General features: G+C 59.9%; 23 protein-coding genes. 15 read left to right on the top strand and 8 right to left on the bottom strand.

Translation table 11 applies throughout. The features are described 5' to 3' along the window. Positions 1–51: 51 nt before the first annotated feature. Together gluQRS and dksA are read right to left on the bottom strand one after the other, a co-directional pair. A complete protein-coding gene (gene gluQRS / locus M5B44_RS21435) occupies positions 52–948 on the bottom strand; it encodes a tRNA glutamyl-Q(34) synthetase GluQRS (RefSeq protein ID WP_248740425.1) in 897 nt (298 codons plus the stop codon). A gap of 83 nt (positions 949–1,031) precedes the next feature. Then, on the bottom strand, positions 1,032–1,475 hold the full coding sequence (gene dksA / locus M5B44_RS21430) for an RNA polymerase-binding protein DksA (protein ID WP_085712147.1): 444 nt from the start codon (positions 1,473–1,475) through the stop codon (positions 1,032–1,034). Positions 1,476–1,808: 333 nt separating this feature from the next. Between dksA and M5B44_RS21425 the strand changes: the two genes are divergently transcribed. After that, positions 1,809–2,981, top strand: coding sequence for a pyridoxal phosphate-dependent aminotransferase (locus M5B44_RS21425; RefSeq protein WP_085712146.1), 1,173 nt, complete (start codon positions 1,809–1,811; stop codon positions 2,979–2,981). Next, complete coding sequence (gene sfsA / locus M5B44_RS21420; RefSeq protein ID WP_248740424.1) at positions 2,981–3,694, top strand: DNA/RNA nuclease SfsA; 714 nt, start codon at positions 2,981–2,983, stop codon at positions 3,692–3,694. The genes M5B44_RS21425 and sfsA overlap by 1 nt, the downstream gene beginning before the upstream one ends. On the opposite strand, the gene M5B44_RS21415 is transcribed toward sfsA, so the two are convergent. After that, entirely contained in the window at positions 3,691–4,008 is a 318-nt protein-coding gene (locus tag M5B44_RS21415) for a Rieske (2Fe-2S) protein (RefSeq protein ID WP_248740423.1), read from the bottom strand. The two genes, sfsA and M5B44_RS21415, sit on opposite strands and share 4 nt — an antisense overlap. 163 nt (positions 4,009–4,171) lie before the next feature. On the opposite strand from M5B44_RS21415, the gene M5B44_RS21410 reads away from it, so the two are divergent. From M5B44_RS21410 to M5B44_RS21395, 4 genes are read left to right on the top strand one after another with little or no spacing between them, the layout of a single operon-like run. Then, positions 4,172–5,044 (top strand): heme/hemin ABC transporter substrate-binding protein, encoded by an 873-nt coding sequence (locus M5B44_RS21410; protein WP_248740422.1) that lies wholly within the window; start codon positions 4,172–4,174, stop codon positions 5,042–5,044. A 50-nt stretch (positions 5,045–5,094) separates the two neighbouring features. Continuing rightward, positions 5,095–6,078, top strand: a complete 984-nt coding sequence (locus M5B44_RS21405; protein ID WP_248740558.1) for a FecCD family ABC transporter permease — start codon at positions 5,095–5,097, stop codon at positions 6,076–6,078. Beyond that, positions 6,078–6,845 (top strand): heme ABC transporter ATP-binding protein, encoded by a 768-nt coding sequence (locus tag M5B44_RS21400; RefSeq protein WP_248740421.1) that lies wholly within the window; start codon positions 6,078–6,080, stop codon positions 6,843–6,845. The genes M5B44_RS21405 and M5B44_RS21400 overlap by 1 nt, the downstream gene beginning before the upstream one ends. Positions 6,846–6,866: 21 nt before the next feature. After that, on the top strand, positions 6,867–7,715 hold the full coding sequence (locus M5B44_RS21395; protein WP_248740420.1) for a ChaN family lipoprotein: 849 nt from the start codon (positions 6,867–6,869) through the stop codon (positions 7,713–7,715). Between the two features lie 226 nt (positions 7,716–7,941). On the opposite strand, the gene M5B44_RS21390 is transcribed toward M5B44_RS21395, so the two are convergent. The 4 genes from M5B44_RS21390 to M5B44_RS21375 form a co-directional block, all read right to left on the bottom strand. Then, a complete protein-coding gene (locus M5B44_RS21390; RefSeq protein WP_248740419.1) occupies positions 7,942–8,733 on the bottom strand; it encodes a Crp/Fnr family transcriptional regulator in 792 nt (263 codons plus the stop codon). A gap of 15 nt (positions 8,734–8,748) precedes the next feature. Further along, on the bottom strand, positions 8,749–9,021 hold the full coding sequence (locus tag M5B44_RS21385) for a TfoX/Sxy family protein (protein ID WP_003228231.1): 273 nt from the start codon (positions 9,019–9,021) through the stop codon (positions 8,749–8,751). 219 nt (positions 9,022–9,240) lie between these two features. Beyond that, positions 9,241–9,585, bottom strand: a complete 345-nt coding sequence (locus M5B44_RS21380) for a pentapeptide repeat-containing protein (RefSeq protein WP_085712138.1) — start codon at positions 9,583–9,585, stop codon at positions 9,241–9,243. Positions 9,586–9,676: 91 nt separating this feature from the next. Next, on the bottom strand, positions 9,677–11,233 hold the full coding sequence (locus M5B44_RS21375; protein WP_248740418.1) for an AAA family ATPase: 1,557 nt from the start codon (positions 11,231–11,233) through the stop codon (positions 9,677–9,679). Between the two features lie 117 nt (positions 11,234–11,350). On the opposite strand from M5B44_RS21375, the gene mrcB reads away from it, so the two are divergent. From mrcB to M5B44_RS21360, 3 genes are read left to right on the top strand one after another with little or no spacing between them, the layout of a single operon-like run. Next, positions 11,351–13,675: a penicillin-binding protein 1B gene (gene mrcB / locus M5B44_RS21370; protein WP_248740417.1), complete on the top strand. Its 2,325-nt coding sequence runs from the start codon at positions 11,351–11,353 to the stop codon at positions 13,673–13,675. Between the two features lie 16 nt (positions 13,676–13,691). Next, complete coding sequence (locus tag M5B44_RS21365; protein ID WP_085712135.1) at positions 13,692–14,444, top strand: tetratricopeptide repeat protein; 753 nt, start codon at positions 13,692–13,694, stop codon at positions 14,442–14,444. After that, positions 14,444–14,779, top strand: a complete 336-nt coding sequence (locus M5B44_RS21360; protein ID WP_096820921.1) for a YqcC family protein — start codon at positions 14,444–14,446, stop codon at positions 14,777–14,779. Before M5B44_RS21365 ends, M5B44_RS21360 begins: the two co-directional genes overlap by 1 nt. An 18-nt stretch (positions 14,780–14,797) precedes the next feature. On the opposite strand, the gene M5B44_RS21355 is transcribed toward M5B44_RS21360, so the two are convergent. Continuing rightward, the gene (locus tag M5B44_RS21355; RefSeq protein ID WP_134828123.1) at positions 14,798–15,214 is read right to left on the bottom strand and encodes a DUF4124 domain-containing protein; all 417 of its coding nucleotides are present in this window, start codon (positions 15,212–15,214) and stop codon (positions 14,798–14,800) included. Positions 15,215–15,615: 401 nt separating this feature from the next. Here M5B44_RS21355 and M5B44_RS21350 point away from each other — a divergent pair, with 401 nt between their 5' ends. From M5B44_RS21350 to msrQ, 6 genes are all read left to right on the top strand, one after another. After that, positions 15,616–17,340: an acetolactate synthase 3 large subunit gene (locus M5B44_RS21350; protein ID WP_085712358.1), complete on the top strand. Its 1,725-nt coding sequence runs from the start codon at positions 15,616–15,618 to the stop codon at positions 17,338–17,340. A gap of 2 nt (positions 17,341–17,342) precedes the next feature. Continuing rightward, positions 17,343–17,834, top strand: a complete 492-nt coding sequence (gene ilvN / locus M5B44_RS21345; protein ID WP_003205610.1) for an acetolactate synthase small subunit — start codon at positions 17,343–17,345, stop codon at positions 17,832–17,834. A 48-nt stretch (positions 17,835–17,882) separates the two neighbouring features. Then, the gene (gene ilvC, locus M5B44_RS21340) at positions 17,883–18,899 is read left to right on the top strand and encodes a ketol-acid reductoisomerase (RefSeq protein WP_007959661.1); all 1,017 of its coding nucleotides are present in this window, start codon (positions 17,883–17,885) and stop codon (positions 18,897–18,899) included. A gap of 147 nt (positions 18,900–19,046) precedes the next feature. Then, a complete protein-coding gene (gene pssA / locus M5B44_RS21335; RefSeq protein WP_085712132.1) occupies positions 19,047–19,904 on the top strand; it encodes a CDP-diacylglycerol--serine O-phosphatidyltransferase in 858 nt (285 codons plus the stop codon). Positions 19,905–19,967: 63 nt separating this feature from the next. Then, entirely contained in the window at positions 19,968–20,981 is a 1,014-nt protein-coding gene (gene msrP / locus M5B44_RS21330; RefSeq protein ID WP_248740416.1) for a protein-methionine-sulfoxide reductase catalytic subunit MsrP, read from the top strand. After that, the coding region (gene msrQ / locus M5B44_RS21325) for a protein-methionine-sulfoxide reductase heme-binding subunit MsrQ (protein ID WP_248740415.1) at positions 20,981–21,597 on the top strand (617 nt) is incomplete at its 3' end. The genes msrP and msrQ, both read left to right, overlap by 1 nt.

Below are 21,597 nucleotides of genomic sequence, written 5' to 3'. Positions count from 1 at the left end.
CCCGAAAACGTGCGGCGATGGTAACGGATGGGTGCGCCACTGCAAGTGTCGTCACAGCAGTTGCGCTTCGGGCAGGGTCAGTGTGCGCGGGATTTTCGAGGCATCCCAGTGGGCACTGCCCCATTTCAGCAGCTCCTGCGGTGAGGCGTGGGCCAGCTCAGGTCCCGGCTCTTGCCCCAACGCGCGCAAGGCTCTCAGCAACAATGGCGTGGCCTGATCGGCCTCCAGCGGTGGCGAGCGGTAGGACTTGCCGAGCTTGTGGCCGTCCGGCTGGGTAATCAGCGGCAGATGCAGATAACGCGGCTGGCGCAAGCCCAGCAGTTCTTGCAGATAGAGCTGGCGCGGCGTCGAGTCGAGCAGATCGGCGCCGCGGACGATGTCGGTGATGCCCTGCCAGGCGTCGTCCAGCACCACCGCCAGTTGATAGGCGTAGAGGCCGTCGCGGCGGCGGATCACGAAATCACCCACGTCGCGGCCCAGGTGCTGGCGGTACTCGCCCTGCACCCGGTCGATGAAGTGATATTCCAGCTCCGGCACGCGCAGGCGGATCGCGGCGTCTTCCTGGCCATGGCCGGCATTGCGGCACAGTCCTGGATAAATGCCGTGATAGGGCTCCAGTTGTTTGCGCGAGCAGGTGCAGGCGTACGCGAGGCCATGATTGAACAGGCTGTCGAGCACTTGGGCGTAGGCCTCATGCCGGTCGCTCTGGCGGATCATTTCGCCATCCCATTCGAAGCCATAGCTTTCCAGGGCCTTCAGTATCGCTGCCTGCGCCCCCGGCTCTTCCCGGGGCGGATCGAGATCTTCCATGCGCACCAGCCAGCGGCCGTTCACCGAGCGGGCATCCAGGTAAGAAGCCAGCGCAGCCACCAGTGAGCCGAAGTGCAGGTGTCCACTGGGAGTCGGGGCGAAGCGGCCGATGTAGGCGGGGGAGGTGTTGGCAGTCATGAGGGCGATGTTACTTGAAGAGTAAAAAACGGCAGAAACAAAAACGGAGCGTTCGCACGCTCCGTTTCTCGTTCAGGTCGGGATTACTTGCCGACCTGCTTTTCCTTGATTTCCGCAAGGTTCTTGCAGTCGACGCACATGTCGGCGGTCGGGCGGGCCTCGAGGCGCTTGACGCCGATCTCGATGCCGCAGGAATCACACCAGCCGTACTCTTCGTCTTCGATCAACTGCAGCGTCTTGTCGATCTTCTTGATCAGTTTGCGCTCGCGGTCGCGGGCACGCAGCTCAAGGGCGAATTCTTCTTCCTGGCTGGCACGGTCGGCCGGATCAGGGAAGTTGGCTGCTTCGTCTTTCATGTGATCAACAGTGCGGTCGACTTCCTGCATCAAGTCCAGTTTCCACTTGGTCAGGATCTTGGTGAAGTGCGCGCGCATGGGCTTGCCCATGTACTCTTCGCCTTCGGCCGGAACGTAAGGTTCGAAACCGCTGATCGCCTGTTGCTGCTGTTGCTTTGCTTGGGTGGGCATGAAATGGACCGCCTCTACTCTTGTAATCCATTGCGCAGGATTGCTCCATCACCGACACCTGCCGGCCCTGCGGCTGCAAGCGGGCGAACTTACCAGATCAATTCGGCCCGCGCTACTCCCGGATGTCGAGCCCGCGGCCGGTGGTGCCTGCAAATGTTTGCCAAGCCATGTCTGGTGGTGCTGGAGACCTGACAATCACTGATTTTAGTCAATCCTGGAGCGTACGTTTGCCTTGTTACAGTCCAGCGTTCTTGAGGCTGTGACCGCTGCGGGTTCTCGCTCGTTCCGGCAGATGGGTAGAATCGTTTCTTTTCACTCGTTGAAGGAAGGCCAATGGCTCAGCCCTACAGTGCGCGCAGTCGTGCGATCGAACCGTTCCATGTGATGGCGTTGCTGGCGCGGGCGAATGAATTGCAGGCCGCCGGCCATGACGTGATCCATCTGGAAATCGGCGAACCGGACTTCACGACCGCCGAGCCGATCATCCGCGCCGGCCAGGCTGCGCTGACGGCGGGGAAAACCCGTTACACCGCCGCCCGTGGCATTCCTGAGTTGCGCGAAGCGATTTCCGGCTTCTATCAGACCCGTTATGGCCTGAATATCGATCCACGGCGGATTCTGATCACCCCGGGCGGCTCCGGGGCGCTGTTGCTGGCCAGTGCGTTGCTGGTGGACCCGGGCAAGCACTGGCTGCTGGCCGACCCCGGTTATCCGTGCAACCGGCACTTTCTGCGACTGGTTGAAGGCGCTGCGCAACTGGTTCCTGTCGGGCCGGACGTACGCTATCAACTGACGCCTGATCTGGTGGAGCGCCACTGGGATCACGACAGTGTCGGCGCACTGGTCGCGTCACCGGCCAACCCGACCGGCACGATTCTGACCCGCGATGAGCTGGCGGGGTTATCCACAGCCATCAAGGCGCGGCACGGGCATCTGGTGGTGGACGAGATCTACCACGGCCTGACTTACGGCACCGATGCCGCCAGTGTGCTGGAAGTCGACGACAGCGCGTTTGTCCTCAACAGTTTCTCCAAATATTTCGGCATGACCGGTTGGCGTCTCGGCTGGCTGGTGGCGCCGGATGCGGCGGTCAGTGAGCTGGAAAAACTCGCGCAGAACCTCTACATCAGCGCACCGAGCATGGCTCAGCATGCGGCGCTGGCCTGTTTCGAGCCGGACACCATCGCCATCCTCGAAGAGCGCCGCGCCGAATTCGGCCGTCGCCGCGATTTCTTGCTGCCGGCATTGCGGGAGCTGGGTTTCAATATCGCCGTAGAGCCGGAAGGCGCGTTCTATTTGTACGCCGATATCAGCCAGTTCGGCGGTGATGCCTTCGCGTTCTGCCGTCACTTCCTTGAAACCGAGCACGTAGCGTTTACCCCGGGGCTGGATTTCGGTCGTTATCAGGCCAGTCACCATGTGCGTTTTGCCTACACGCAAAACCTCCCTCGCTTACAGGAAGCAGTGGAACGCATTGGTCGCGGCTTGAAGAGCTGGCAAGGCTGATGCGCTTTCTTCCTCCTCTTGAAGAAGGCCGGTTGATCCGCCGTTACAAGCGCTTTCTCGCTGACATCGAAACCGTTGGCGGCGAACTGCTGACGATTCACTGTCCGAATACCGGTTCGATGCTCAATTGTCAGGTCGAAGGCGGACAGGTCTGGTTCAGTCGCTCCAATGACCCCAAGCGCAAGCTGCCCGGCACCTGGGAAATCGGCGAAACCCCGCAGGGGCGGCTGTTCTGTGTGAACACCGGGCGCGCCAATTCGCTGGTCGAAGAAGCCTTGCAGGCCGGTGTCATCAGCGAGTTGAACGGTTTTACCGCGCTGAAGCGCGAAGTGGCCTACGGACAGGAAAAAAGCCGCATCGACTTTCGCCTCGAATACCCGACAGGGCCGGCGTACGTGGAAGTGAAAAGCGTCACGCTGGGCTTTGACGGTACGGCGGTGGCGGCCTTTCCCGATGCGGTGACCGAGCGCGGTGCCAAGCATTTGCGTGAGCTGGCGCATCTGGCGCGCGACGGGATTCGGGCGGTGCAGTTGTACTGCGTGAATCTGACGGGTATCGAAGCAGTACGCCCGGCCGTGGAGATCGATGCTGCCTACGCCGATGCCTTGCGCGAGGCGGTGGCGTCCGGTGTCGAGGTGCTGGCTTATGGCGTGCGCTTGAACCACGAAGAAATGTTGATCGATCGTCGACTGGACGTATTGCTCGACGGTTAAACGTCGACCCACAGTCCTTGTGCATCTTCACGGCAATCGATGACCGTCAGCGATTGCCCGGCGCAAGGGCCAGCGACGCATTCACCGTTCTCGATCAAAAACAGTGCGCCGTGAGTGGCGCACTGAATCAGACTGTTGCTCGGGTCGAGAAACTGGTCGGGTTGCCACTCGAGCCCGACACCGCGGTGCGGGCAGCGGTTGAGATAGACGTACGCCTTGCCGGCCCGGCGCACGGCGAACAGTTTTTTGCCGTCGATCTCGAACCCGCGGCTGGTGGCTTCGAGCAAATCGGCGCCCGTGCACAGAAACTTCATGGCTATCCTCAAGTGTCAGCTCGTGTCCGGATATGTCCGAGCTTGACGTTTAAATGCAAACAATTATCAAATGGCCGCCTTCGTCCGCCGCGCGGTGGCCGCTGCCGAGGATACTTGGCCTGCCGCCCCGATGCCCGGGAAAATCCTATAAAGGAAGCTGTCTATGCGCCTGAGTACCCGCGTTGCCGTGCTGTGTGTCGGACTTTTGGTCAGCCACCAGGCTGCAGCGGCCCAATTGCCGCAACGCTGGGTCAGTGCCGGCGGTGCGTTGTCGGAATGGGTGAGTGCGTTGGGCGGCGAGGCGAAACTGGTGGGCGTCGACACCACCAGCCAGCATCCCGAGTCCCTCAAGTCGCTGCCGAGCATCGGTTATCAGCGCAGCCTGTCGGCGGAAGGCATTCTCAGCCTGCGCCCGGACATCCTGATCGGCACCGAAGAAATGGGCCCGCCGCCGGTCATTTCACAGGTTCGCAGTGCCAAGGTGCAGGTGGAGTTGTTCTCCGCTCAGCCGGACCTTCCGACGCTGGAAAAGAACGTCACCCATCTGGGCCGGTTGCTGGGCGCCGAGACTCAGGCGACTCAGCTGCTGCAAAGTTATCAACAGCAACTCGATGCACAGAAGGCGCGCGTGGTGGCGGTGCAGTCGAAACAGAAAGCTCCGGGTGTGCTGTTGCTGCTCGGACATGCCGGCGGCAAACCATTGATTGCCGGCAAGGACACCGCTGCCGACTGGATGCTGCAACAGGCGGGCGGACACAACCTGGCCACTCACACCGGCTACAAGCCGTTTTCCGTGGAATCCCTGGCCGGGCTCGACCCGGAAGTGCTGGTGTTTGCTGACCGCGCACTGACCGGCGAAGCGGCGAAAGCGGCACTGTTCAAGGAAAATCCGATCCTCAATTCCAGTCGTGCGGCCAAATCCGGACGAGTGCTGGAGCTGGACCCGACACTGCTGGTCGGCGGTCTCGGGCCGCGTTTACCTGCTGCGTTGAAAACCCTGTCTGACGGTTTCTACCCGACCCAGAGCGGCCAATGACCACGCTGGTCAAACCCCGTGGCTTGTTCATCGGCCTGATTCTGCTGTGCCTGTTGGCGATCTGGTTGTCGCTGGCTCTGGGGCCGGTCAGCCTGCCGCTGTTCGATACTTTGCGCGCGGCATTGCGCCTGATCGGCGTGCCGCTGGCGCCGGACGGGCTGGAACAGGCTGAGCTGATTCTCGGGCAGATTCGCCTGCCGCGGACCTTGCTCGGGCTGGCCGTTGGCGGCGTGCTGGCGTTATCCGGTGTGGCGATGCAGGGCCTGTTTCGCAACCCGTTGGCCGATCCCGGATTGGTTGGCGTATCCAGTGGCGCTGCTTTAGGCGCGGCGGTGGCGATTGTCGGCGGTTCGTTCTTCGGCGGTTTGCCGGAGTGGTTCGGCCCGTATCTGCTGTCTGTGTGTGCGTTTCTCGGCGGTCTTGGGGTGACGGCGCTGGTCTATCGGCTCGGCCGTCGCAACGGGCAGACCAATGTCGCGACCATGTTGCTGGCGGGCATCGCCCTGACTGCGCTGGCCAGTTCGGCAGTGGGACTTTTTACCTATCTGGCGGATGACGCCACCCTGCGAACCCTGACTTTCTGGAACCTCGGCAGCCTCAACGGTGCGAGTTATGCGCGGTTGTGGCCGCTGCTGATCATCAGCGCCGGCGTCGCGTTGTGGCTTCCGCGCCGGGCGAAGGCTTTGAATGCGTTGTTGCTTGGGGAATCGGAAGCCGGGCATCTGGGGATCGATGTCGAGCGGCTCAAGCGTGAGCTGGTGTTCTGCACGGCGCTGGGTGTCGGTGCCGCAGTGGCGGCAGCGGGGATGATCGGCTTCGTCGGGCTGGTGGTGCCGCATCTGGTGCGTTTGCTCGCCGGGCCGGATCATCGAGTATTGTTGCCCGCGTCGGTGCTGGCTGGGGCCAGTCTGTTGTTGCTGGCGGATCTGGTAGCGCGGCTGGCGCTGGCACCGGCGGAGTTGCCGATCGGTATCGTCACCGCATTCATCGGTGCGCCGTTCTTCCTTTATCTGCTGCTGCGAGGACGTGCCTGATGTTGCGTGCGCACAATCTGCACATCCGTCGTGGCCGCAAGACGGTACTGGCGGACGTCAGTCTGCAATTGGAACCGGGTGAGGTGCTCGGCGTGCTCGGTCCCAACGGTGCCGGCAAGAGCACGTTGCTCGGGGCGTTGTGCGGTGAACTGAGCGCCAGCGAAGGCAGTGTTCTTCTCGACGGTGAAAACCTTGGCCATTGGAGCGGCACCCAGCGTGCGCAGCGGCTGGCGGTATTGCCGCAGGTATCGACGCTGGATTTCGCCTTTCGCGTCGAAGAGGTGGTCGGAATGGGGCGTTTGCCTTATCAGACCGGCGTCGTGCGCGATGACGAGATTGTTGCCGCCGCGTTATCGGCTGCGGATGCTGGTCACCTGAGCGGGCGCAGTTATCTTGCCTTGTCCGGTGGCGAGCGCCAGCGGGTACACCTGGCCCGCGTGCTGGCTCAGTTGTGGCCGGGGCAGGCCGGGCAGACCCTGTTACTGGATGAGCCGACTTCGATGCTCGATCCTTTGCATCAACACACTACGCTGCAAGCCGTGCGCGAGTTTGCCGATCGCGGCGCTGCCGTGATGGTGATCCTGCATGATCTGAACCTGGCGGCGCGCTATTGTGATCGCATCTTGTTGCTTGAGGGTGGACGTCCGGTGGCGCTGGACACGCCGCAGCAAGTGTTGCGGCCGGAATCGCTCCAGGCCGTATTCGGTCTGGAGGTTTTGGTGCAGTCACACCCGGAGCGCGGGCATCCGCTGATCATCGCCCGCTGATTTCGTCATCGAGGTGAAAGCATGCGTGGGATTTTGCTGTTTGCGTTGTTGTTGCTTGGCGGTTGCCAACATGTCGCTCCGCCACCGGTCACTGGCGAGATTCGCGACCTGCGCAGCGGAACGCTGATTACCCCGCAAGAATTGCTGACGCGTCTGGGTGAGCCGGCGCGGGTGATCGTGGGTGAGCAGCACGACAACGCCGATCACCATGCCGTGCAATTGTGGCTGCTGCAGAGTCTGGGCGAAAAGCGCCCTCAGGGTAGCCTCTTGCTGGAAATGCTGACCCCCGATCAACAATCGCGGGTTGATGGTGTGCGGCGTGCACCAAAGCCTCCCGCTGATCTTCCGGTCGAGCTGGCGTGGCAGGAGGGTTGGGACTGGAATCTCTACGGGCCGATTGTCCGGTTTGCTTTCACGCAACCGTATCCGCTGCTGGCGGCCAATGTTGATAACAGTGAAATTCGTGCGTTCTATCGCCAGCCTCCGGTTCTGCAAGGGGAACGCAGTAACGCCCAGTCGGTGAAAAACGAATTGGCCGGGCAGATCAGTGATTCGCACTGTGGCTTGCTGCCTCAGTCGCAGATGCCGGCGATGCTGGCGGTGCAGCAGCAACGGGATCGGCGGATGGCGACAAGGTTGTTGGCGGCGCCTGCGCCGGCGTTGTTGTTCGCTGGTGCGTTCCATGCGCGCAAGGATGTGGGTGTGCCGCTGCATGTGCTGGATCTGGGCGCACCCGAAACACCGACGGTGTTGATGCTTGCGGAGCAGGGCAGCGAGGTTACGGCGGCCATGGCCGATTATGTCTGGTTCACACCGGCTACGCCGAAACCGGATTACTGTGCCGAGATGCGCAAACAGTTCGGCCAATGACTTTCTTGCAGGCAAAAAAAGACCCGGAAAAACCGGGTCAAATAACCGTGATTAGCCTGATGAGGAGATAATCTGAGAGTCCGAACCAAGGGCTTTTCAGAATATCGACTGATCTCGCGACCAGTTGTGATAATCATAGCGATTCTCATTAACAAGTCAACGAGTGTTTTTCCATTTCTTCGGTTTTGTTTGGGGAATGGCTGAAAAGCCCCGAAAAAACTGGGCTTCAGCTTGGACGGTCAAGTGCCGTGAGCTGCTTGTTGAGCTGGTCGATGCGCCGCGCCATGCTTTCGATCAGGCTGTGGGCGATTTTCGGGTTGCTGCGGGTCATGCTCAGAAACTGATCGCCGGGAATCAGCATCACTGTGCTCGGTTCGCAGGTAACGACGGTTGCGTTGCGGGGTTCACCGGTGAATATCGCCATGGCGCCGAAAATCTCGTCCCTGGGCACTTCACCAACCTTGTGCCCGTCGACGAACGCTTGTGCATGTCCTTCGATTATCACGAACACGTGATCGGCGGGATCGCCTTCGCGGATCAACACTTCTCCGGCCTCGACCCGTTTAAAGCCATTGGTGCTGCGAAACTCCCGTGGCTTCAGTTCGCCAATCGCATGGGCCAGCAGCGCCATCTGGCCCAACAGATAGTGCAGAAACTGCTCCGAGCGCGCGGGCTCTGAATACACATGCTGGAACAAATCGTGTCGACGGAAGGGCAGCAGACTCAACGGACCGTCGGAGCAAAGAATGCAATCCGCCCAGTCAGGACCCTGCTGCAGGCCAATCAGATCACCTTCTTGCCAATAGAACAGCGCTCGACCTCCGAAGCGGCCATTGATGACGCCGTCCATCAGTAGAAACAGTTGATCGCCCGGCAACCGTGCCATCAGATCATCCGTGGCTTCCAGCTCCAGCACGGGCCCGCACGGTGCAAGGTCCCGCAGAAATTGACCGGGCAGGTTCTGCAAACGGTTGATCATTGCTTCGGCCGGCGCCGATTGTTCCCCGAGCAGATACATGAAGGTGGGTGCCCGTCAGTTCTTGTGGCGAGAGGAAATGGCTTCGAGCTGTTTGTTCAGAGCGTCCTTGCGTTCGGCGGGAATGTCGTTCCAGTGCACATCCATCAACGCCCCTTCGATCGCATACAACAACACCTTCGACGCCCGGAACCCGCGCGTGCGCACGGCCCGATAGGCATCCACGGCGCCCAGGCGACGCAGATCCGAGGCGCTGTGGATGCCCACGGCATGCAGCCATTGCGCCGACGTCTTGCCAAGATTCTTCAGGTGTTGCAGTTCATCATTCATCAAGCCTCCTTGCGACGGCCGAATGGTGCGTGGGCGATCATCTCAGGAGTGTAGCCATCAGTAGGAAAAGCGTGGTTGTTTGGTCGGATTCGACGCAAAAGCTTCTAAGAAAGGTCAGGTTTTCACTGAAGGATCAGGATGGGGAGGGCGCGGGAAAGCACGAATAGCACGCAGTCCAGCGCAAAGCGGGGGCGCTGGACGGGTTAGCCTTTGGGTGGCTCAGCGGGTGCGATAGCGCAGGCGGGTACCGAAATTCATCGACATCAGAATTTCGTCTGCACTCAGCTCCGGCGGGAAGTAAGCACCGGAAATCTGCGCGTGGGCCAGGCTTGCGCCTTCCAGGGATGCATTGCGAAAGTCGATGCCGCGCAGATCAGCGGAACGGAAGTAGGCGTCCCGGAAATCCACGCCATCGGCGTTCAGTTCACGCAGGTCGAGGCCGCGAAAATCACCGCCGACCATATCGATCGGGCCGTCTTTCGGACGTTCTTTGTTGAAACCGGTTATGTCGTCTTTGTGCAGCAAGGCATAAAGCGGGGTGTCGAGAAGTTTCGGCTGGCTCATGTCAGATCACCTGTTGGTTTTATGACGCCAGTATAGTGCCACTATTTGACGGCCGTGAAGCGAGCGAGGGCTTCACGGCCGAAATAGTTTCTTACAGACCTGGCAGGCGCTGGCGGATTTGCGCCACGACGGTATCCAGGGTGCCGGATTCGTTGGTCTGCACGCGTTTGCTGCGCAGGATTTCATCCGGGGTCAGGGCTTCACGATTGGCCTGCTGGGCTTCGATCACGGCCAGTGTGGCGTCGGACGGATCCTTCTTGTCTGCCTGACGAATCGCCAGCCAGCTCTCGATCACTGCTTGCGGCGCGTTGCAGTCGAGGATCAGGAACGGCGTGCCGGTGGCCTCGGCAACCTTGGCTGCACTGTCACGTTGTTCGCGCTTGAGGTAAGTGGCATCGATCACCACCGGGAAGCCGGCGTGCAGGATCACTTCGGCGATTTCATGCAGGCGAGCATAGGTGGCGGTGCTGGCATCGGCGCTGTAAATACCGGCCTGAACATCATTGGCGACGGTTTGTTCGCCGAACAGACGTTTGCGCTCGACATCGGAACGCAGGCGAATCGCGCCCAGCGCCTCGACCAGACGCATGGCCACGTGGCTTTTGCCTACCGCGGATACGCCGTGGGTGATCGCCATGAAACGCGAAGGAATGGTGCTGTAGCTTTCTGCCAGGTTGGCGTAGTTGCGGTACTGGCGCAGGGTGGTGGCGCGCTGCACCGGTGTTGCGTCGGCAGGCATGCTGAACAGTGCAACCTTTGCACGCACCAGTGCACGGTAAGCCTTGTAGAAGTTCAACACTTCCAGGCCCTGATAATCGCCGGTCAGCTCCAGGTACTGGCTGATGAAACGCCGGGCCAGGGATTTCAGACCGCGGTCTTCCAGGTCCATCGCCAGGAAACCGGTGTCGGCCCAGACGTCAGTGAAGCGGAACGGCTCGTTGAATTCGATGCAGTCGAAGATCACCACTTTGCCGTCGATCAGCGTGGCGTTGCCCAGGTGAATGTCACCGTGGCATTCGCGGGTGAAGCCTTCGGCCTTGCGCTGGGCGAACAGCGGCTTCAAACGTTCGAAGCTGCTTTCGGCCCAGGCTTGCAGGGCATCCAGTTGCAGCAGGTCGGCTTTGTCGCTGAGGAACGGCAGGATCTGTTCGAAGTTCTGGCGAACCGGCGCCATCACGCTTTCCGGAGTACCGGCATCGTGCTCGGCCGGGACTTTCGGCGCGCTGAGGTGGAAACGGGCAATCTGCTCGGCCATTTCGTCGATGTGCGTAGTGGTCAGCTCTCCGTTGGCCTGCAGGGTGCTCAGCAGACCGGTCTGCGGGAACTGACGCATTTTCAGCACGTATTCGATGGCCGGGCCTTCGCCACCCAGTTGCGGGGCTTCGACAGTGCCGGTGACCGGAATCACTTCCAGATACAAATCTTCGGTCAGGCGCTGGTTGAGGCGCAGCTCTTCACCACAGAAGTGCTCGCGGGATTCGAGGCTGGTGAAGTCGAGAAAGCCGAAGTTCACCGGCTTCTTCACTTTATAAGCGTAAGGGCCGGTGAGCAGGACCCACGAGATATGGGTTTCGATGACCTGAAACCCTTCGACAGGGTGCGCAAACAGGGCAGGGTTTTGCAGGGCGGCGATCAGGGACTGGCTCACAGGCGATCCTTCAGAGACTGGGGAAATTCGAGGCCGCCATTATGGCCGCTCGCCAGCCCGACGCAAACCTCGGAGCGCTCCTGTTGAGTATGAATAAAGTGCGTATAATCCGCCGCCATGACTCGTACTCGATCCCCCCGCACTCCTAAAAAACCACCTTCCCGGGGCCTGCGCCCATGGTTGGGCTGGGCCCTGAAACTCAGTCTGGTCGGCCTTGTGGTGCTGGCCGGATTCGCCGTTTACCTCGATGCCGTGGTGCAGGAGAAGTTCTCCGGCAAGCGCTGGACCATCCCGGCCAAGGTATACGCGCGGCCGCTCGAGCTGTTCGTCGGACAGAAGCTGAGCAAGGACGATTTCCTTACCGAACTCGATGCCCTGGGTTATCGCCGCGAAGCCGTGAGCAACGGCCCCGGCGCTGCAGCCGTCAACGGCAATACCGTCGATCTGAACACCCGTGGTTTCCAGTTCTATGAAGGCCTGGAGAAACCGCAGCCGGTGCGCGTGCGCTTCTCTGGCGACTACGTGGCCGAGCTCTCGGCGACGAACGGTTCGAAGCTGTCGGTGGTGCGTCTGGAGCCGCTGCTGATCGGCGGGATCTACCCGAAAAACCTTGAAGACCGGATTCTGATCAAGCTCGATCAGGTGCCGCCGTACCTGCTGGAAACCCTGGTCGCCGTGGAAGACCGCGATTACTACAGTCACTGGGGCGTGTCGCCGAAGTCGATTGCCCGGGCGATCTGGGTCAACACATCCGGCGGCAAGATGACCCAGGGCGGCAGTACGCTGACCCAGCAACTGGTCAAGAACTTCTACCTCACCAACGAACGCAGCCTGACCCGCAAGCTCACCGAAGCGATGATGGCGATGCTGCTTGAGCTGCATTACGACAAGAAGGAAATTCTTGAGGCTTACCTCAATGAAGTCTTCGTCGGTCAGGATGGCCAGCGTGCGGTGCACGGTTTCGGTCTGGCCAGCCAGTTCTTCTTCGGCCAGCCATTGTCCGAGCTGAAACTGCATCAGGTCGCGCTATTGGTCGGCATGGTCAAAGGGCCTTCCTATTACAATCCGCGACGCAACCCGGAGCGGGCGCTGGAGCGACGTAACCTGGTGCTCGACGTGCTTGAGCAACAGGGTGTCGCCACCGCCGAGCAGGTCGAAGCCGCGAAGAAAATGCCGCTGGGCGTGACCTCGCGCGGCAAGCTGGCCGACAGTTCGTTCCCGGGCTTCATCGATCTGGTCAAACGCCAGTTACGAGAAGACTACCGCGACGAAGACTTGACTGAAGAAGGCCTGCGGATCTTCACCAGTTTCGACCCGATCCTGCAGATGAAAGCCGAAGCTTCGGTCAATGACACCTTCAAGCGTCTGTCCGGGCGCAAAGGTGCCGACGATGTGGAAGCGGCGATGGTCGTGACCAATCCGGAAACCGGTGAAGTCCAGGCGATGATCGGCAGCCGTCAGGCCAGTTACGCCGGGTTCAACCGGGCACTGGATGCGGTGCGACCGATTGGTTCTCTGGTCAAGCCTGCGGTTTATCTGACCGCACTGGAAAAACCGAGCCAGTACACGCTGACCAGTTGGCTGTCGGATGATCCGCTTTCCATCAAGGGCGCGGACGGTCAGGTCTGGAAACCGCAGAACTATGATCGTCGCTCCCACGGTACGGTGTTCCTCTATCAAGGGCTGGCGCATTCCTACAACCTGTCGACCTCGCGTCTCGGGCTGGCGGTGGGTGTTCCGAATGTCCTCAAGACCATCGGGCGCCTGGGTGTGACCCGTGAATTCCCGGCGTTCCCGTCGATGTTGCTGGGTGCCGGTGGCATGACGCCGATCGAAGTCGCGACCATGTACCAGACCCTCGCCAACGGTGGCTTCAATACGCCGATGCGCGGGATTCGCAGCGTGCTGACCGCCGAGGGCGAGCCGCTCAAGCGTTATCCGTTCCAGATCGAGCAACGTTTTGATCCGGCCTCGATCTACCTGATCCAGAACGCCATGCAGCGCGTCATGCGTGAAGGTACCGGCAGCTCGGTTTACAACGTATTGCCCAAGACCCTGACACTGGCCGGCAAGACCGGTACCAGTAACGATTCGCGCGACAGCTGGTTCGCCGGTTTCAGCCAGGATCTGCTGGCCGTGGTCTGGCTCGGACGCGACGATAACGGCAAGACGCCGTTCACCGGTGCAACCGGTGCGTTGCAGGTCTGGACCAGCTTTATGCGCAAGGCCGACCCGCTGCCACTGGAAATGCCGCAGCCGGACAACGTGGTACAGGCGTGGGTTGATTCGCGTACCGGCCAGGGCTCTGATGCCAACTGTCCGGGCGCCGTGCAGATGCCGTATATTCGCGGCAGCGAACCGCCACCCGGCGCCTCCTGCGCGGGCGAAAGCCCGGCCTCGAGCGAGTCGGTGATGGATTGGGTCAAGGGCTGGATGAATTAAGCGAAGAGGGTTTCAAGTGAACAAGTGGTTGATTCCAGCGGTGACCGCCGTGGCTTTGCTCAGCGGCTGCTCCACCGTACAGCGTGGTTCGATTCCGGTTGTGGATTCCGGCACCACCGTGTCCAACAGCGAGCGTCTTTCGGCCAACGGCGGCTTCCGCAAGACGACGGTGAAACGACCTGTGCAGGGTCAGGCGCAATCGCAGGCCATCCCGCAAGGCGATACCGGTGTAGTGGTCATGGTTCCTGGTGGCGCTGCGGCTTCGACACCGATCAGCAGCTCACCGATCGTGCCGGGCCCGGCGTCCGGCGGTATCACCGCAGGGCCGTACAACCCTTCGCCGGTCGAATCGGCACCGATCAGCTCCGGCAGCTACAGCATGCCTTCGACGCCGAGCGGCATTCCTTCGGCCAGCAGCGGCGGTGGTCTGTCTGCCGACGAGCAACTGGACGGGCCGGTGCTCGCCTTGCTGAGCACGGCGCAGCAACAGCAGGCCGGCGGCGACCTCAACGGCGCGTCCTCCAGCCTTGAGCGTGCTCAACGCGTAGCTCCGCGTGAGCCGCAAGTGCTTTACCGTCTGGCACAAGTGCGCATGGCCCAGGGCGATGCCCCGCAAGCCGAGCAAACCGCCCGCCGCGCGTTGACCATGGCCAATGGTCGTCCGGACTTGCAGGCAAGCCTGTGGGAACTGATCGCTCAGGCGCGTGAGAAACAAGGTGATTCCGCCGGCGCCGCACTGGCCCGTCAGAAGGCCAAGGTTTCGCTGTGATGGACGCGCGCTTCTCGAAAGTCGCCGATCAACTGTTGTTGATCGAGCGCGAACTGCGTGCCCAGGGATGGTGGGATGATGTCCAGCCTTCGGCTGAAGCCTTGAGCAGTGTCGAGCCTTTTTCGGTCGACACCCTCGATTTCGAACAGTGGCTGCAATGGATCTTCCTGCCGCGGATGAAGATGATCCTCGAACAGAACCTGCCATTGCCCAACGCCTCGGGCATTCAGGAAATGGCCGAAATGGTCTTCGCCCAGCGCAACCTGCAGGGCAAGGACCGGCAGTTGCAGGTGTTGCTCAAAGAGTTCGACCTGCTGATCACTGCTTCGCGCTGAACAGCCGACTGCCAGTGATCACTGGCAGTTTTCGGCAATCTGTTTCTGCGTCTCTGCGATACGCTCCTGACGTTGCGTATCGCTCAGTCGACGCAACTCCCCCTCGGTCTCTTCCCTCAGGCGCGGATTGTTCTGCAGCTGCGCCAGGTTCGTGCGTGCCTGTTCACAGAAGGTCTTGAGCTGAGCCTGTTGCTCGGCGACCTGTTTCCTGACCTTGTCGTCGATGGCTTTCTGATCGCCCAGCGCGCCGCTGCCGGGCATCGCAGTCGGGCGCGGAGAGGGCGAGGGCGGCGTTTGCAGGGTGGTCGCCGATTGCCCCTGCGGCGGCTGCGCATCGAAGTGTGTGACGCCTTGGGCATCGACCCATTTGTAGATCTGACCGGCCATGCACCAGGGGCTGAGGCCGATCAGCAGTATGACGAGGAGCGTTCGCATGCTGATTCCTTGGCAAAATTGCGCAATTGACGCTAACAGAGTAGCGCTTTTCAGGTTTTTTCTTGCGTTCTCATGTGCTTACCCACAATTAAGCACATTGACGGCTTGACTTGGAGAGGGCGAAACAGAAGAATCCAAAGTCCGCTGTACAGGGACTGCCAGAAGCAGACCCTCTCGGCAGATCATGAGGCGCATATCCGCGTCGACCTGTTACACCCGCAACGCGTTACCTCGCGCTGGGTGGGAAAGGCCCGCAACACTTGGGACGATCCCAATACTTGCTCAGTCAGTGCTGACGTAGTCGGCGACCACCGTCGCTCATGCTCTGCCGAGAAGTAAACCTATTAAGACCCGTTCGCCTTTTTTGTGGACGGTATTCTGGCGTTTTAGAGGTGAACAACGTGGAGCTTTTATCTGGCGGTGAGATGCTCGTCCGCTTCTTGCGTGACGAAGGCGTCAAATATATCTACGGGTACCCGGGTGGTGCTCTCCTTCATGTTTACGATGCCCTGTTCAAAGAACCGGAAGTGACCCACATCCTGGTTCGTCACGAACAAGCGGCTACCCATATGGCTGACGGCTACGCCCGTGCCACCGGTAAAGCCGGCGTGGTATTGGTGACTTCCGGTCCAGGCGCCACAAACGCCATCACCGGTATTGCCACAGCCTACATGGACTCGATTCCAATGGTGATCATTTCCGGTCAGGTGCCAAGCACCATGGTCGGCACCGACGCGTTCCAGGAAACCGACATGATCGGTATCTCCCGGCCGATCGTGAAGCACAGCTTCATGATCAAGCACGCTTCGGAAATCCCGGAAGTCATGAAGAAGGCCTTCTACCTGGCGCAATCCGGTCGTCCGGGCCCGGTCGTGGTCGATATCCCGAAAGACATGACCAACCCGGCCGAGAAGTTCGAATACATCTTCCCGAAGAAAGCCAAACTGCGTTCCTACAGCCCGGCCGTTCGCGGTCATTCCGGGCAAATCCGCAAGGCGGCAGAAATGCTCCTGGCGGCCAAGCGTCCCGTGCTGTACTCCGGCGGTGGCGTGATCCTCGGCAACGGCTCCGCGCCGCTGACCGAACTGGCGCAAATGCTCAACCTGCCGGTTACCAACACCTTGATGGGCCTGGGTGGCTACCCTGGCACTGATCGTCAGTTCATCGGCATGCTCGGCATGCACGGCAGCTACACCGCCAACCTGGCGATGCACCATGCCGACGTGATCCTGGCGGTCGGTGCGCGTTTCGACGATCGTGTGATCAACGGCGCGCCGAAGTTCTGCCCGAACGCCAAGATCATCCACATCGACATCGACCCGGCGTCGATTTCCAAGACCATCAAGGCCGACGTGCCAATCGTTGGTCCGGTGGAAAGCGTCCTGACCGAAATGGTCGCGATCCTCAAGGAAATCGGCGAAACCCCGAACAAGGAAGCGGTCACCAGCTGGTGGAAGCAGGTTGATGAATGGCGCGGTGATCGCGGTCTGTTCCCTTATGACAAGGGCGATGGCAGCAAGATCAAGCCACAGACCGTAATCGAAACCCTGTGTGAAGTGACCAAGGGCGACGCCTTTGTGACCTCCGACGTGGGCCAGCACCAGATGTTTGCTGCGCAGTACTACAAGTTCAACAAGCCGAACCGCTGGATCAACTCCGGTGGCCTGGGCACGATGGGCTTTGGTCTGCCGGCCGCGATGGGTATCGCCTTGAGCTTCCCTGAGTCGGACGTTGCGTGCGTCACCGGTGAAGGCAGCATCCAGATGAACATCCAGGAGCTGTCGACCTGCCTGCAATACGGTTTGCCGGTCAAGATCGTGATCTTGAACAACGGTGTATTGGGCATGGTTCGTCAGTGGCAGGACATGAGCTACGGCAGCCGTCACTCGCATTCGTACATGGAATCGCTGCCTGATTTCGTCAAGCTGGCCGAGGCCTATGGCCACGTCGGCGTGCGCATCACCGAATCGAAAGATTTGAAGTCGAAGATGGAAGAAGCGTTCGCCCTGAAGGATCGCCTGGTCGTGATCGATATTTCGGTCGACACCAGCGAGCACGTCTACCCGATGCAGATCAAAGACGGCTCGATGCGCGATATGTGGCTGAGCAAGACGGAGCGTACCTAATCATGCGGCACATTATTTCCTTGCTTCTGGAAAACGAACCCGGTGCTTTGTCTCGCGTAGTCGGCCTGTTCTCGCAGCGCAACTACAACATCGAAAGCCTGACCGTGGCGCCAACCGAAGACCCGACCCTGTCGCGTCTGACGCTGACCACTGTCGGCCACGATGAAATCATCGAGCAGATCACCAAAAACCTGAACAAGCTGATCGAAGTGGTCAAGCTGGTGGACCTGTCGGAAAGTGCTCACATCGAGCGCGAACTGATGCTGGTCAAGGTCAAGGCCACTGGTGCCCAGCGCGCCGAGATCAAACGCACCACCGATATCTACCGTGGACAGATCGTCGACGTCAGCGCCAGCGTGTATACCGTTCAACTGACCGGTACCAGCGACAAGCTCGACAGCTTCATTCAGTCCATCGGCACCGCATCGATTCTGGAAACCGTCCGTAGTGGCGTCACCGGTATTGCCCGCGGCGACAAAGTACTCAGCATCTAAACCAAATTAGCGATTGGCCTGAACGGCCTGGATATAAAGGGGAAATTCATGAAAGTTTTCTACGATAAAGACTGCGACCTGTCGATCATCCAGGGCAAGAAAGTTGCCATCATCGGTTACGGCTCCCAGGGCCACGCTCAAGCGTGCAACCTGAAAGACTCCGGTGTCGACGTTACCGTTGGTCTGCGTAAAGGTTCGGCCACCGTTGCCAAGGCAGAAGCCCACGGCCTGAAAGTGACCGACGTGGCTGCCGCTGTTGCCGGCGCCGACCTGGTCATGATCCTGACCCCGGACGAGTTCCAGTCCCAGCTGTACAAGAACGAAATCGAGCCGAACATCAAGAAAGGCGCCACTCTGGCCTTCTCCCACGGCTTCGCGATCCACTACAACCAGGTTGTTCCGCGTGCCGACCTCGACGTGATCATGATCGCGCCGAAAGCACCGGGCCACACCGTACGTTCCGAATTCGTGAAAGGCGGCGGTATCCCTGACCTGATCGCGATCTATCAGGACGCTTCGGGCAACGCCAAGAACGTTGCGCTGTCCTACGCCGCCGGCGTGGGTGGCGGTCGTACCGGCATCATCGAAACCACCTTCAAGGACGAGACCGAAACCGACCTGTTCGGCGAACAAGCCGTTCTGTGCGGCGGTACCGTTGAACTGGTAAAAGCCGGTTTCGAAACTCTGGTTGAAGCTGGCTACGCGCCGGAAATGGCCTACTTCGAGTGCCTGCACGAACTGAAACTGATCGTTGACCTCATGTACGAAGGCGGTATCGCCAACATGAACTACTCGATCTCCAACAACGCTGAATACGGCGAGTACGTGACCGGTCCGGAAGTGATCAACGCCGAATCCCGTCAGGCCATGCGCAACGCCCTGAAACGTATTCAGGACGGCGAATACGCCAAAATGTTCATCAGCGAAGGCGCAACCGGCTACCCTTCGATGACCGCCAAGCGTCGTAACAACGCCGCTCACGGTATCGAAATCATCGGCGAGCAACTGCGCTCCATGATGCCGTGGATCGGTGCCAACAAGATCGTCGACAAAGCCAAAAACTAAGTCTTCGACTCTTGTAAGAAAAAACGCGGCCTCGGCCGCGTTTTTTCGTATGGGCGGGCGGTTCTGGTATAAAGCTGCATCGTTTGTGGCCGAACCGTCGTCCCAGACACCTGTCGAAAATGTCCAATCCGTTGCAAGGTAATGTCCATGAGCGAACGTCCCGAAGAGCCGAACCAGGCTTCAGACGCCGAAAGCCTGCTGCCCATCGATGAACATGTCGAAGAAGGGCATGACGCAGAAGGTCGTAAAGTCCGGCATCGTGGTATCTATCTGCTGCCGAATCTGTTCACCACTGCGAACCTGTTCGCGGGGTTCTATTCCATCATCAATTCGATGAGTGCCCAGGCTGCCTTGAGCGCCGGTGACTCGGCGAATGCGAGCAAGTACTTCGCCTTCGCGGCCATCGCGATCTTCGTCGCCATGGTGCTCGATGGTCTCGACGGCCGCGTGGCACGCATGACCAACACGCAAAGTGCATTCGGTGCCGAGTACGACTCGCTGTCGGACATGGTTGCCTTTGGCGTCGCGCCGGCATTGCTGGCATTCGGTTGGGCCCTGGGTGACATGGGCAAGGTCGGCTGGATGGTCGCCTTCATCTATGTGGCGGGTGCGGCGTTGCGTCTGGCGCGCTTCAACACTCAGGTCGGCACTGCCGACAAGCGCTACTTCATCGGCCTGGCCAGCCCGGCTGCTGCCGGTGTGGTGGCGGGGATTGTCTGGGCATTCAGCGACTACGGAATCCAGGGTTCGAAGATGTCGTTCCTGGTTGCGCTGATGGTGGCGGCTGCCGGCATGCTGATGGTCAGCAACATCAAGTACAACAGCTTCAAGGAGCTGGATCTGAAGGGGCGCGTGCCATTTGTTGCGATCCTGGCGGTGGTGCTGGTGTTCGCCGTGGTGTTCAGTGATCCTCCACGTATCCTGCTGCTGGTGTTCCTCGCCTATGCGGCTTCGGGCCCGGTGCAGTACCTGTTGCATCTTCGTCGCCACAAAAACGTCGAGTGATGTAATTTCCCTCATACTCCGCAGTCTATGGGTGCATCTGTCCTCCAAAACTGCGGAGTTGTCATGCTGATCAAAATCCCCAAAGCGTCCGACTGCCACGAGTCGGACGTCACGCCTGAATCCATTTATCTCTCTCGCCGGCAATTGCTCGGTGCTACGGCGGCCGGTCTGGCCATGAGCAGTCTGCCGCGTTGGGCTAGTGCCGAAGAGGCCGCTCGTTATGCCGATGTCGAGCCCGGAAATGCGCCCGCCTGGTTTGCCGAGAAGCATACTTCTATTAAATGGGGGGCCGTGAACGTCAAGGATGAGGCGATCACGCCCTATAAGGACGCGACCCACTACAACAACTTCTATGAGTTCGGTACCGACAAGGGTGACCCGGCGGCAAATGCCGGATCGCTGAAGACCGAACCGTGGAGTGTGGTGGTGGACGGGGAGGTGGGTAAGCCGGGGCGCTATGCACTGGAAGACTTCATGAAACCTTACCAGTTGGAGGAGCGCATCTATCGCCTGCGTTGCGTTGAAGCGTGGTCGATGGTCATTCCCTGGATCGGCTTTCCCGTTTCGGCGCTGCTCAAGCAGGTCGAGCCAACGTCCAACGCCAAATACATCCGTTTTGAAACATTGCAGGATCCCAAGAGCATGCCGGGACAGCGTTCAGGATTTGCCCTGATCGACTGGCCTTATGTAGAAGGCCTGCGTCTGGATGAGGCAATGAATCCGTTGGCGATCCTGGCCGTCGGGATGTACGGCCGGGAATTGCCGAATCAGAACGGCGCGCCGTTGCGTCTGGTGGTGCCGTGGAAGTATGGCTTCAAGAGTGTCAAATCCATCGTGCGTATCAGTCTGGTCAGTGAACAGCCGAAGACGACCTGGCAGAGCATTGCGGCGGATGAATACGGCTTCTATGCGAACGTGAACCCGACGGTTGATCATCCTCGCTGGACTCAGGCTCGGGAGCGGCGTCTTCCCAATAGTCTGTTCAAGCCGAATGTGCGTGATACGCAGATGTTCAACGGCTACTCGGACGAAGTCGCTTCTTTATATACAGGGCTCGATCTGCGGAAGAATTACTGATGCGATATCCGTTCTGGCGTGTGAGCGTTTTTATTGCGGCGGCTATCTGGCCGTTGTGGTGGTTCTATCAGGCCTTTGAGGATCTGCTTGGGCCGGATCCCGGAAAAGTGCTGGTCGATCGGCTTGGGCTTGGCACGCTGGTATTGCTGTTGATTACTTTGAGCATGACGCCCCTGCAGAAGCTTACGGGGTGGGCAGGGTGGATCGCTGTGCGCCGGCAGTTGGGGCTCTGGTGTTTTGCGTATGTGGTTCTGCATTTATGCAGCTATATGGCATTCATCTTGGGTTTCGACTGGTCGCAACTGGGCGTTGAGTTACGCAAACGTCCGTACATTATTGTCGGCACGCTGGGGTTTCTGGGGTTGCTGGCATTGGCGGTGACGTCCAATCGTTATAGTCAGCGTCGATTGGGTGGGCGCTGGAAGAAATTGCATCGCCTGGCGTATGTGATACTTGGGTTTGGATTGCTGCATATGCTGTGGATTGTGCGTGCCGATCTTAAGGAGTGGGCGGTTTATGCCTTTATAGGTGTAGCGCTTTTAATACTGCGTGTGCCTTTGGTGGCTCGTCGTATCCCGCGTTTGCTGGGTAAACGACAGGTTCTGCAAGAAAAACG

This window comes from Pseudomonas sp. MWU12-2029 (assembly GCF_023242425.1).
Lineage (GTDB): Bacteria > Pseudomonadota > Gammaproteobacteria > Pseudomonadales > Pseudomonadaceae > Aquipseudomonas > Aquipseudomonas kribbensis.
This window is presented reverse-complemented; position numbering and strand designations above follow the sequence as displayed.